This is a genomic window from Cellulomonas citrea (assembly GCF_009829685.1).
GTDB lineage: Bacteria > Actinomycetota > Actinomycetes > Actinomycetales > Cellulomonadaceae > Cellulomonas > Cellulomonas citrea.
Genome location: NZ_VWSD01000095.1, coordinates 1 through 11,866, shown reverse-complemented (window position 1 = coordinate 11,866; position 11,866 = coordinate 1). Strand labels below are relative to the sequence as shown.

Annotated in this window: 10 protein-coding genes; 3 read left to right on the top strand and 7 right to left on the bottom strand. The window is 74.6% G+C overall.

All coding sequences use genetic code 11. The features are described from left to right. The 4 genes from F2B26_RS11010 to F2B26_RS10995 all read right to left on the bottom strand — a co-directional run. Positions 1-1,003 (bottom strand): FAD-binding oxidoreductase (locus F2B26_RS11010; RefSeq protein WP_235929618.1); only part of this gene is annotated, 1,003 nt, incomplete at its 3' end. A gap of 77 nt (positions 1,004-1,080) precedes the next feature. Beyond that, the gene (locus F2B26_RS11005) at positions 1,081-1,314 is read right to left on the bottom strand and encodes a sugar metabolism transcriptional regulator (protein ID WP_159809283.1); all 234 of its coding nucleotides are present in this window, start codon (positions 1,312-1,314) and stop codon (positions 1,081-1,083) included. Continuing rightward, positions 1,311-3,305: a ferrous iron transport protein B gene (feoB, locus tag F2B26_RS11000; RefSeq protein ID WP_159809281.1), complete on the bottom strand. Its 1,995-nt coding sequence runs from the start codon at positions 3,303-3,305 to the stop codon at positions 1,311-1,313. The genes F2B26_RS11005 and feoB overlap by 4 nt, the downstream gene beginning before the upstream one ends. After that, complete coding sequence (locus F2B26_RS10995; protein WP_159809279.1) at positions 3,302-3,562, bottom strand: FeoA family protein; 261 nt, start codon at positions 3,560-3,562, stop codon at positions 3,302-3,304. The genes feoB and F2B26_RS10995 overlap by 4 nt, the downstream gene beginning before the upstream one ends. 225 nt (positions 3,563-3,787) lie before the next feature. On the opposite strand from F2B26_RS10995, the gene F2B26_RS10990 reads away from it, so the two are divergent. Next, entirely contained in the window at positions 3,788-7,912 is a 4,125-nt protein-coding gene (locus F2B26_RS10990) for a S8 family serine peptidase (protein WP_159809277.1), read from the top strand. 149 nt (positions 7,913-8,061) lie between these two features. Further along, positions 8,062-8,598, top strand: coding sequence for a DUF3806 domain-containing protein (locus F2B26_RS10985; protein ID WP_159809275.1), 537 nt, complete (start codon positions 8,062-8,064; stop codon positions 8,596-8,598). A gap of 9 nt (positions 8,599-8,607) precedes the next feature. On the opposite strand, the gene F2B26_RS10980 is transcribed toward F2B26_RS10985, so the two are convergent. Continuing rightward, the gene (locus F2B26_RS10980) at positions 8,608-9,531 is read right to left on the bottom strand and encodes a 5'-3' exonuclease (protein WP_235929617.1); all 924 of its coding nucleotides are present in this window, start codon (positions 9,529-9,531) and stop codon (positions 8,608-8,610) included. A gap of 184 nt (positions 9,532-9,715) precedes the next feature. Here F2B26_RS10980 and F2B26_RS17450 point away from each other — a divergent pair, with 184 nt between their 5' ends. Continuing rightward, positions 9,716-10,249, top strand: coding sequence for a VanZ family protein (locus F2B26_RS17450; RefSeq protein ID WP_235929616.1), 534 nt, complete (start codon positions 9,716-9,718; stop codon positions 10,247-10,249). On the opposite strand, the gene F2B26_RS10970 is transcribed toward F2B26_RS17450, so the two are convergent. Together F2B26_RS10970 and F2B26_RS10965 are read right to left on the bottom strand one after the other, a co-directional pair. Beyond that, complete coding sequence (locus F2B26_RS10970; protein ID WP_159809269.1) at positions 10,221-11,636, bottom strand: hypothetical protein; 1,416 nt, start codon at positions 11,634-11,636, stop codon at positions 10,221-10,223. The genes F2B26_RS17450 and F2B26_RS10970 overlap by 29 nt on opposite strands. Next, positions 11,633-11,866, bottom strand: a 234-nt coding sequence (locus tag F2B26_RS10965) for a hypothetical protein (protein ID WP_159809266.1), incomplete at its 5' end; no start/stop codon positions are given. The genes F2B26_RS10970 and F2B26_RS10965, both read right to left, overlap by 4 nt.

The following is an 11,866-nucleotide window of genomic DNA, read 5'->3' as shown; positions in this document are numbered from 1 at the left end:
CCGTCGCCGCGGCCACGTCCGCCCCGCCGACCTCGACGAACAACCAGCCGCCGCCCTCGGGCAGCGGGGGCACGGCCGCAGCCCCCCGCACCCGGCGCACGACGTCGACCAGCCGCGCGTCCATCCCCTCGACGGCGAGCGGGGCGTGCGGCAGCAGCGCCGGCACCGCATCGGCCGCGGCCGCCATGTCCGGGTAGCCGAGCACGACGAGCACCGGCGCCGGCGCCTGCTCGACGAGCCGCAGCGTGGCGCCCAGCACCGTGACGACCGTGCCCTCGGTGCCGACGAGCGCCTTGGCCAGGTCGGTGCCGCGCTCGGGCAGCAGGTGCTCCAGGGAGTAGCCCGAGACCTGCCGCCCGAACCGGCCCAGCTCGGTGCGCAGCACGTCGAGGTTGGCCCGCACGAGCGCGTCGAGCCCGGCGACGGGGCTCAGGTCGCCGGCACCCGCGGTGAACCGCCGTCCGGTGCCGTCGACGACGTCGAGCTCGAGCACGTTGTCCGCGGTGCGCCCGTAGGCCACCGCATGCGGGCCGCAGGCGTTGTTGCCGATCATCCCGCCGAGTGTCGCGCGGGTCCACGTCGACGGGTCCGGCCCGAACCGCAGCCCGTGCGGTGCGGCCTTCGTCTGCAGGGCGGACATCACCACACCCGGCTGCACGCGGGCGGTGCGGGCCTGCGGGTCCAGGTCCTCGATGCGATGCAGGTGCCGGGCGAGGTCGAGCACCACCCCGGTGCCGATCGCGTTGCCCGCCACCGAGGTGCCGCCGCCGCGGGCCGTCACCGGCACCCCGGCCTCACGGGCCACGGCGAGGGCGGCGAGCAGGTCGTCGGTGTCGAGCGGGGCGACCACCACCTGCGGCACGACGCGGTAGTTCGAGGCGTCGGTGGACATCTCGGCCCGGCGGCGGACGTCGTCCTCCACCTGCCCCGCGACGGACGCGCGCAGGGCGTGCACCAGGTCGGCGGTGGAGGCGCCGGACGGCAGGGAGGTGGTGAGTGCCACGACGGCAGTCTGTCATCCGGCGACCGGGACCCCGGGCCGACGACCGGCGGTCGGGACGGGCCGACGAGGACGGGGCCTCAGCCCGCCCGGCCGCTCGACAGCGGGCACCCCGCGCAGGCCGGCGACCGCTCCCCCGCCGGCGGGCACCCGCCACCGCACGCCGAACCGCCCGGCCGCACGACGAGCCCGATCCGCTCGGCGTGCTCGAGCGCGAGCCGCACCATCTCGTCAGGGACGCCGAGGCTCGCGGCGACCCGCTGCGGGCTCAGCCCTCGGTCGGTCTCGCGCAGCACGTCCGCCACGAGGCTCACAGCAGCCTCCCGACCTGGAACACGAGCACCGCGAGCACCCAGGCGAGCACGAGCTGGCTGGCCACCGCCGCCCACGTCCAGCGGGCCCCGAACAGCCGGGCCTGCTCCGAGAGCGTCGCCAGGCACGGGGTGTAGACCAGCACGAACACCATGAACGCGAGCGCCGCGGCACCGGGCGCACCGCCCGAGGTGCGGGTGAACGTGGCCCGCAGCTGGGTGCCGAGGTCACCGGGCAGGCTCGGGTCCTCCGGCTCGGCGACGGCGAAGCTCTGCGCCATCGAGCCGACGACGACCTCCTTGGCGACGAACCCGGTCATGAGGGCGGCCGAGGCGTGCCAGTCGTCGAACCCGGCGGGGGCGAACACGGGGGCGACCCCGTCGGCCACCCAGCCGTAGACGCTGTCCTCGACGGGCACGTCGGCCAGTCGGTGCCCGCCGGTGACGGGCAGCGCCATGAGCACCCACACCACCGAGAGGGTCGCGACGATGATCGTCCCGGCCTTGGTGACGAAGGACCGCACGCGCACCCAGGTGGAGGTCGCGATGGCCCGCAGCCGGGGCCGCTGGTAGGCCGGCAGCGCGAGCACGAACGGCTCACGCGCGAGGTCGCGGAACGCGGTGCGCCGCAGCAGGGTGCCGATGCCGATGACCAGGAGCGCCGAGAGCAGGTACATCCCGAAGACGGCGGTGCCCGCGTTGTCGGGGAAGAACACCGCGGCGAGCATGACGTAGACGGTGAGCCGTGCGGTGCACGAGGTGAGCGGTACGAGCAGCCCGGTGAGCAGCCGCTGCCGGGCGTGCGGCAGCGTGCGCGTGGCGGCCAGCGCCGGCAGGTTGCAGCCGAAGCCGATGACGAGCGGCAGCACGGCCCGTCCGTCCAGGCCGAGCGCACGCATCGCCCGGTCGGCGACGAACGCGGCCCGCGCGAGGTAGCCGGAGTCCTCCAGCAGCGCGACGGCGACGAACATCAGCCCCATGAGCGGTGCGAAGGACAGCACGGTCCCGACCCCGGCGAGCACCCCGTCGACGACGAACCCGCTCACCCAGTCCGGCAGCCCGGACAGCAGGGTGCGGACCAGCCCGCCGAACCAGCCGTTCACCACGGTGTCGACCCAGCTCATGAGGGGGGTGGCCGCGACGGTGACGAGCTCGAAGAGCGACCACATGACCGCGAGCAGCACGGGGACCCCGACCCAGGGGCGCAGCAGCACCGCGTCGACCCGGTCGGAGCGGGTGCGCGCGACCGCACGCACGCCGTCGGCCGGGGTCGGGCCCTGCACCTCGGCGAGCACGTCCTGCACCCAGCCGAAGAGCGCGTCGGCGTCGGCCAGCCGCGCGTCGCCGTCGTCGGCCACGTCCGCCCCGTCGCTCGACGGACCGGGGTGTGCCGCGCCGGCCGCCGTCGTCCGGGCCGGGCCGGCGACGCGGGGGGCGCCGGCCAGGTCGGCGACGGTCTCCTGCACGGTGGCCGCGAGCCGGTCCAGCCCGTCGCCGGTGCGTGGGTTGATCGCGACCACCGGGACCCCGAGCCGGGCGGCCAGCACGTCCGCGTCGATGAGCACCCCGCGGGCGGCGGCCACGTCCTGCATGGTGAGCGCGACGAGGACGGGGACGTCGGCGGTGGCGACCTGGCCGAGCAGGTAGAGCGAGCGCGCGATCGCGGTGGTGTCGAGCAGCACGACGACGACGTCGATCTCGCCAGGGCCGCCACGGCCCGCGACCGCGTCGGCGGTGACCTGCTCGTCAGGCGTGCGGGGCAGCAGGGAGTAGGCACCGGGCAGGTCGACGAGGGTGACGTCGGCCTCGCGCCACCGCCCGGTGGCGAGCTCGACCGTGGTCCCGGGGGCGTTGACCACCTGCTGGCGGGCGCCGGTCGCGGCGTTGAACAGGGTCGACTTGCCGACGTTGGGGCTGCCGACCAGGGCGACGGTGGCCCGCCGGCCGAGCGTGGCGACGGGGGTCTGCACCTGTGCGGGCTCGTGACAGCTCATGCCCGGGCCGCCTGCTCGAGGGCCGGCTCGGCGGCGCCCACCGGCTCGACGGCGATGAGCGTGCAGGTGCGCACGTCGAGCGCGAACCGCTCGGCCCCGACGGCGAGCACCCGGCCCTGCCGTCGCACGTCCTGGGTCACCTGCACGACGGCGCCGGGGCGCAGCCCGAGCTCGCCGAGCCGGCGCCGCATCCCGGGTTCGACGTCGACGTCGACGATCCGGGTGGCTGCCCCGACGGCACAACGACTCAGGTCCATGACCAGCGACGCTATGACTAAGGGTTGCCTACCCTGGCGGACCTTAGTCCTAGCCCCCGGGGTTGCGCGAGAGGGGCGCGTCACACCTGTTTCGTCCCCAAGATGATGTCAGCCAAAGCGGGACGAACCGACTGATCTGCCGCTAACGTGCGTCGCAACACCTGTGACCGCGGTGTGACTCGGGCATGACGCCCGGGACGGTCCTTCCACCCTTGGGATGTGCTGATGAACCGTCGTCTCCTCGCCCCTGCGACAGCCGCGCTCGTCGCGGCGTGCACCGCACTGGTCGGCACCGGCCCCGCATGGGCGGCCGACAGCCCCCCGGGGGTGAACTCCCTCGCCTCGTCCCCGAAGTCCTTCCACGGCACGAAGGTGGCGCCCGAGCTGGCCACGGCCACCGGCACCGTCACCGCCTTCGTCACGCTCACCACGACGCCCGCGGTGGACGTCGCGCAGGGCGGCGGCTCCGCGGCCCAGGTCGAGAAGGCCAAGGCCACCACGGAGGCCGCCGCCGCTGCCGTCGTACCGACCGAGCTCACCGAGTCGAACGCCCGCTCCGCGACCCCCAAGCGGGTCTCCACCACGGTCAACGTGGTGTCGGGGACGCTCGTCACCGGTGACGCCGAGCAGATCCGTGCCCTGGCGGCCAGCTCCAAGGTCTCCGGCATCTACCGCGTCACGCCCAAGAGCATCGACAACAGCGCCACGGTCGCGTTCACCAACGCCCTGGCGACCTGGCAGGACACCGGGGTGCTCGGCACCGGCGTGCGGGTCGGCGTCATCGACACCGGCCTGGACTACACGCACGCCGACTTCGGCGGCCCCGGCACCCCGGCCGCCTACGAGAAGGCCTACGGGACCGACGGCACCGGCCCGATCGACACGAGCCTCACCGACCCGGCCAAGTTCGCCGGCGGCTACGACTTCGCCGGTCCGACGTACAACGCCGACATCCCGACGAGCGTCCCGCAGCCCGACCCGAACCCGATCGACTCGCCGTACACCTCGAGCAACTCCGGCCACGGCAGCCACGTCGCCGGGACGGCGGCCGGCTACGGCGTGCAGGCCGACGGGACCACGTTCCGCGGCGACTACTCCACGCTCACCGACCTCGAGGGCTGGAAGGTCGGCCCCGGCTCGGCACCGGGCGCCATCCTCTACAGCCTCAAGGTGTTCGGCGACGCCGGTGGCACCACCAACCTCACGCTGCCCGCGCTGGACTGGGCGGCCGACCCCGACGGCAACGGTGACCTGTCCGACCACCTCGACGTCCTCAACCTCTCGCTCGGCTCGGACTTCGCCCCGGCCGACGACCCCGAGAACCTCGCGATCGACGGGCTGACCAAGCTCGGCGTCTCCGTCGTCACCTCCGCCGGCAACGGCGGCGACGTGGAGGACATCGCGGGCTCCCCGGGCAACGCCGCGAGCACCATCGCGGTCGCCAACTCGGTCGGCAGCCCGCAGCCCTACGCGGGGGTCCAGGTCACCGCGGCCTCCGACCCGGCCCTCGTCACCACGTGGGCGGCGCAGAACTCGGTGGCGTACACCGCACCGCAGCCCGACGCGACGGCCCCCGTGGCCTACCTCGGCGCACGGTTCGACGGCTGCTCCGGCTTCACCGACGAGCAGAAGGCCGCCGTCGCCGGCAAGATCGCCTGGCTGTGGTGGGACTCCGACGACTCCACGCGTGCGTGCGGTTCGAAGGCACGTTCCGACGCCGCCGCGGCGGCCGGTGCGGTCGGCGCCGTGTTCAGCAACGACACGACGGTGTTCGCCGCCGGCATCACCGGCAGCACCCACATCCCGGTCGCCCAGCTGACCGCCACCAGCACGAAGGCGCTCGAGGCCGAGGCGGCCGCCGGCACCCTCACGGTGCACATCGGCCCGTCGCTCGAGGGCGCGGTGCAGGACGCCTCGACGCCCGACGTCGTCAACCCGAGCTCGTCGCGCGGTGTGCACGGCCTGCTCGGCTGGGCCAAGCCCGACGTCGCGGCACCCGGCACCAACATCGTGTCGGTCGCCTCGTCCACCGGGAACGGCGCGCAGAACCTCACCGGCACCTCGATGGCCTCCCCGCACGTGGCCGGCATCGCCGCCCTCGTCCGGCAGGCCCACCCCGACTGGTCGCCGGCTCAGGTCAAGGCCGCGATCGTCAACACCGCGACGCACGACCTGTACACCGGCCCGAACCGCACCGGCACGGTCTACGGACCGGCCCGGGTCGGCTCCGGCCGGGTGGACGCGCTGGCTGCGGTGCAGGACACGGTCCTGGCGTACAACACCGAGCACCCGGAGCAGACCTCGGTCTCCTTCGGCGTGGTCCCGGTCGCGGACTCCACGGTCACCATCTCCAAGCAGGTGACGGTCACCAACCTGGGGTCCGGCACCCAGACCTACGCGACCTCGTTCAGCACCTCGACGACGGCCGGCGGCGCCACCATCACGGCGAGCCCGGCCTCGATCACGGTGCCGGCCGGCGGCAGCGCCCAGGTGACCCTCACGCTCACGGCCGACCCGGCGACCCTCGCCCGGGACATCGACCCGACGCAGGCCGTCACCCAGTCCGGCGTCGACCGTGAGTACGTCACCCGGCTCACCGGCCGGCTCGTGCTGACCTCCGGCTCGACCGAGCTGCGGGTCCCGGTGCAGGCCGTGCCGAAGCCGGTGAGCGCGCTCACCTCGTCGGCGCTCACCTTCGCCGACCCGGTCGCACCGACCGCCGGCCTGCAGATCACCGGCCGCAGCCTCAACACCGCGAGCGGCTGGTACTCCTTCGCCACCCCGCTCGTGCTGGCAGCGACCAGCCCGGCGCTCGACCCGGCGGACCCGAAGACGACCTCACCGTCGGCCATCGCGTCCTCCGACATCCGCTACGTCGGCTGGGGCTCCACCGCACCGGCCGCCGCAGCCGCCGGCGAGGACCCGAGCACCGGGTCGCTCAACGTCGGCATCGCGGTGAACGGCGAGTGGGCCAGCCTGGGCGCAGCAGCGTCCCCGGTGGTCGACATCGACGTGGACGGCGACGGCACGAACGACTACCAGACCTACGTGAAGAAGGTCTCGGACGCCGATCTCACCATCGCCTGGACCATCTCCCTGAGCACCGGGGACACGGTCGCGGCGAACTTCGTCGACGAGTTCGACGGCACGGTGGACAACGGGGTGTTCGACAACTCCGTCGTGGTCCTGCCGATCCCGCTGGACATCATCCCGAAGGGGGCCAAGCCGACCCTGTCGGTCTCGACCACCTCGTACTACGGGCCCGCCACCGCGGCCGGCGTCGTCGACAAGGTCGCGCCGTTCACGGTCGACCCGTACGACCCGCCGCTGTGGTTCGACTCCAACGTCGGCCGCCAGACCTCCCTGGTCGACGGCGCGTCGACGATCACGGCGCACAAGGGCACCGGCGCCGCCGGGGCCAAGGCCCTGCTGCTCTTCCCGCAGAACGCCACCCCCGAGACCCGCGTGCAGGTGGTCGACGTCACGGTGCCCGCACCGACCGCGACGACGACCACGCTCAAGGTCACCGGTGGCACCAAGGCAGGTCAGCAGCAGACGCTCACGACGACCGTGAAGCCCAAGGTCGACGGCACCGTCGCATTCCTCGACGGGACCACCCAGGTGGCCACCGCCACGGTGACCAACGGGACAGCGAAGGCGACCGTCACCCTCGGAGGCGGCAGCCACAGCCTCACCGCGGTGTTCACCCCGACCTCCGGGCTCTACGCCGGGTCCACCTCGGCTGCGGTCACGGTGAAGATCACCGCGTCCACGACGAGCACGAGCCTGTCGCTCAGCCCGTCGCGGGTGACGGTCGGGTCGCCGGTGACCGCCAAGGTCACGGTGCGCTCGGACACGGCGACGGTGGCCGGGGCCACCGTCGAGGTGGTCGAGGGCAGCACGGTCGTCGCATCCGGGACGCTCACCGGGTCCGGGCTCACCGGGTCGGCCAGCATCGCGCTGCCGACCTCGCTCACGGCCGGGAAGCACACCTTCACGGCACGGCTCGTGGGCACCGCCGACCTGGCGGCGTCGACCTCGGCGAAGGCCAGCGTCACGGTGGCCAAGGCCCGGCCGTCGTTCGACCTGTCGACACCGTCGTGGCAGCTGCCGCGCGGCAGCGCACCGACGTTCACCGCGACGGTGAGCGGTCCGAGCGGGGCCCCCGCCCCGACCGGTTCGGTGGTGGTGCTGGTCAACTTCCAGCCGCTGCACTCGTTCCAGCTCGTCAACGGCACCGGCAGCGTGACCTCGCCGAAGCTGCGGTTCAGCGCGATCGTGCTGGCCGTCTACTCCGGCGACGCCGCCTACGAGCCGAGCGTGACCGGCGGGTTCATCGTGGTCCGCTGACCGCAGCAAGGTTCGACCGGCGCCACCAGCTCGACCGCGCCGTGCAGTGATCGGGGCTGTCGCCCGGACGCACACCCGTCCGGGCGACAGCCCCGTCGCACTGTCAAGATCGGTCCGACGTGCGCCGATGGCGGGGCATGAGACGGTCAGTGGCTGCATCGCCCGATCTGCGGGTGGCCGGTGTCCCGCGCCAGCGTCATCCGCTGGGCCACGAACCCGTCCGACGGCGGCCGGGTCGGCTGCCCTCGTTCTGCCTGCCGGGCCTGTCCGGCTGTGCGGTCGAGCCCGTCGGCCGTGCCGAGGCGCGGTGGATGGCCGCCCAGCGCGAGCTCGTCGCCGACCTGTGCGACGGGTCCGCCGATGCGCAGACCCTGGCCTCCGTGTTCGCCCGGGTGCACGACGCCTGGCACCGCCAGTCGCTCCCGGCACCCCCCGAACCGCTCATCGCGCTGTTCGGGCTCGCGGTCGGCGACCTGCTCACCCGGCGGGTGCCCGGACTGGGCTGGGTGCTCGTCTCGGACGACCACGTGGGCGAGCTGGCTCTCACCCATGCCCGGGCGCAGGTCGCGGTGTTCCCGCTGTCGGCCGTGGCCGAGCGCTGGCGCAGCGGACGTGCCGACTGGTTGCCCGCCTACCTCGAGCAGGTCGTCGCCGCGGTGCGCAGCGAGGTCGACACGACGCTCTGAGCCCGACGGTCAGCCGGCGAGCGCCTGGGTGAGCCGGCGGACCGCGGAGGCCAGCCCCCAGCGTTCGGCGAGTGCGGCGAGCGCGTCCGGGTCCGCGGGGGTGAGCGGCAGGCGTGTGTCGACGCGCGCGACCGGGGCCGTGCGCACCACCCGGACGACGGCGGGCGCCACGTCCAGGTAGTCGCGGGCCGCCACCAGCCGAGCCCGCACCGCCGGGCGCATCCCCGGGTCGTCGAGCGCCGCGAGCACCCCGGCCAACGAGCCGTGGGCCTGGACGAGCGCGGTGGCGGTCTTCTCCCCGACACCGGGCACCCCGGGCAGCCCGTCGCTCGGGTCGCCGCGCAGCACCGCCAGGTCGGCGTAGGCGGCACCGTCGGCGACGCCGTACCGCCGCGCGAGCTCGGCCTGGTCGACGACGAGCAGGTCGCGGATCCCCTTGACGGTGTAGAGCACGCGCACCCGGGCCTCGTCGTCGACGAGCTGGAACAGGTCACGGTCACCGGTGACCACGTCGACCGGCTGCCCGGCCGCGACCGCCCTGGTGGCGAGGGTGGCGATGACGTCGTCCGCCTCGTAGCCCGGTGCGCCCAGCCGGGCGATGCCGACGGCGGCCAGCACCTGCGCGATCACCGGCACCTGCACCGCCAGCTCGGGCGGCACCTGCTCGCCCGCACCGTCCGGCGCGAGCCGGTGCGCCTTGTACGTCGGCACCGCGGCGACCCGGAACGCCGGCCGCCAGTCGTCGTCCCAGCAGGCCACGAGGTGCGTCGGGCGGCGGTCGGCGACGAGCCGGGCGATCATCTCCAGCAGCCCGCGCACCGCGTTGACCGGCTGCCCGTCCGGCGAGCGCACACTCGTCGGCACCCCGTAGAACGCGCGGAAGTACAGCGAGGCGGTGTCCAGGAGCAACGTCACGCCTGGGCGGTCAGGCACGGTGGCCTCCCGACGGTGAGGGCTCGGGCCGCGGGGCGGGCTGGACGTGGGGTGGCGCCATCCCCCGAGTCTGGGGCCCGGCCGGACGAGGCGCCATGTCGTGCCCCGGCGGGCTGGTCGCGGCGCGACGACCCCGGTTCCCGAAACCGGCGTGGGGCGGTGCCGGGCGCGCGAGGATCGCGGGATGGACCTGCCGAGGTACGTCGACGTGCCGCTCCTCGCCCTGCTCGCGGCGCTCGTGCTCGTGGTCGCCGGGGCGGCGGCGGTGCCCGCGCTGCGCCGCAGACAACCCGACCAGGCGCTGGTGAGCGCGTGCCGGGTCCTGTTCGTCGGCGCGCTGCTCGCGGTGCTCGCCGTCGTGCTCCCCGGGCTGGCGACCGGGCCTGCGGTCGGCGGCGTCAGCCTGGTGCCCGGGGCCGGCATCCACGCCGAGCTGACGAACATCAACAGGTCACTGGGACTGGTGAACCTGCTCGGCAACGTGCTGCTGTGGACGCCGGCGGCGTTCCTGGCACCGATCGCGTGGGGCTGGCGGCCGCGACGGGTGCTGCTCGTCGGGTTCGTGCTCGTCGTCGTGCTGGAGACCGCTCAGGGGTTCCTCGGGCGGTCGGCCGATGTCGACGACGTGCTGCTCAACACCGTGGGGATCGCGCTGGGGGCATGGCTCGGCGGGCTGGTCGCCGCCCGGCTCAGGCCAGCCCGAGACCTGCGTCGCTGACCGCCGGCACCTGCCAGCTCCAACCGTCGGCGTCGGTGAGCAGGTAGCTCGGCAGCAGCACCATCGCGCCGTCGCCCAGCGGGGTCGCCACCAGGGTCAGCTCGGCGGACACCAGCACCACCGGGCGCACGCCCCAGCTCAGCGGAGCGCCCGCCGACGGGAGCGGGACCGCCGTGGGCACCGTGCTCTGCGCCGGGTCGGGGACCTCAGGACCCTCGCTCGCAGTCGGGGCGTCGAGGCCCTTGCTCACGCTCGGCGGGACCGGCCCCACACCCAGGGCGGGCGCGTCGAGGCCCTTGCTCACGCCTGGGACTGCCGGGCTCACGGCACGCGTCGTGAGGTCCAGCGGCATCACCAGCCCGGTCCCGGCGAAGCGCGGGTCGGCCAGCCGGGCCACCGCATCGGCCGGGCTCACCAGGGTGTACTCCCCCAGGTCGACGGTGCTGGCGAGCGGCCCCCAGACTTGCTGGATCGTCTGCCCGACGAACGCGACGGACCAGGTGACGCCCGTGGTCGAGCCGCCGAGGACCTGCTCGGCCATCACCGCGCTCAGACCGTCGGAGCCGGTGGCGCTGAACCGCGCGTCGCCGAGCTGCACCCCCGCGGCTGTGAGCAGGTCACGCGCCCGGGAGATGGCGTCCTCGGAGCTCAGCGTCGCCGTCGGGCACGCCTTCCCGGAGTACGGCTCGGAGGGTGCGCTCGACCCCTCGGCGCCCTGAGGGGCCGAGCTCGCGAACTCATCGGGCGCCGATCCGTCGGGCGCCGATCCGACCACTGACCCCTCGGCGGTCGGCGGCGCTGCGGGCAGCACCGTGGCGTCACCACCGGACGGGATGCACCAGGTGGTCGGGTCGGAGTACGTGAACGTCGCCTGACCGTCGCCGCTGACCGAGAGGGAAGGGCCGCTGCCGTCGGTGGGGCCGACGAGCCAGGACCCCCACTGCGCGGTCGGCTCACCGGTGAGTCCGAAGGCCCGCGCGGCCCGGGTGACCGCGGTGGGGTCGAGCGCGGCCGCGGTGTCGAACGCCCACACGTGCGCGCGTCCCGCCTCCTGCGAGAGCCCCGAACCGGTGAAGGTGCGACGGTCCAGCCAGCCGGCCCACAGTGCGCTCATCTTGGCGTCGGCGGGGGCGCCGGTCCCGACCTCGAGCGGCGCACCGTCGGCCATCGGTGTCGAGCCGCCGCCCGACGGACGCGCCGCACGCGCGCCGGCGCCGCCGACCGCACCGAGCCCCAGGCCGAGGACGAGGGCGCCCGCGACCAGCAGGGTCAGCTGGGGGCCGCTGCGTCGTCCGGTGCGTGGCGAGCTGGCCGGCGTCGGCTGCGTCGAGGCGTCGGTCGGCGGGTCCTGGTGCTGCGGGGTCTCGTGCTGCGGGGTCCCGGTCATCGGTCCACCACCTCCAGTGCGGCATCGGTGAGGGCCGGTACGACGTACGTCGCACCGGTGTCGTCGGTCAGCTCGTACGCGGGGACGAGCACCTGGTGCTCCCCCGAGGTCAGGGCGAGGGTGAGGCGCGCCTGCACGAGGCGGACGGTCGTCACGGGCCACGGCACGGCCGCGCCCGGTGAGGCCACCGGGGCGGGCGCACCGAGGGCGGGCGCACCGGGCACGGCGGT

Excerpts from the sequence above, each read along its gene's own strand:
- feoB (WP_159809281.1), bottom strand. The coding sequence starts at position 3,305 with ATGAGCTGTCACGAGCCCGCACAGGTGCAGACCCCCGTCGCCACGCTC.
- F2B26_RS10995 (WP_159809279.1), bottom strand. The coding sequence starts at position 3,562 with ATGGACCTGAGTCGTTGTGCCGTCGGGGCAGCCACCCGGATCGTCGAC.
- F2B26_RS10990 (WP_159809277.1), top strand. The coding sequence starts at position 3,788 with ATGAACCGTCGTCTCCTCGCCCCTGCGACAGCCGCGCTCGTCGCGGCG.
- F2B26_RS17450 (WP_235929616.1), top strand. The coding sequence starts at position 9,716 with ATGGACCTGCCGAGGTACGTCGACGTGCCGCTCCTCGCCCTGCTCGCG.
- F2B26_RS10970 (WP_159809269.1), bottom strand. The coding sequence starts at position 11,636 with ATGACCGGGACCCCGCAGCACGAGACCCCGCAGCACCAGGACCCGCCG.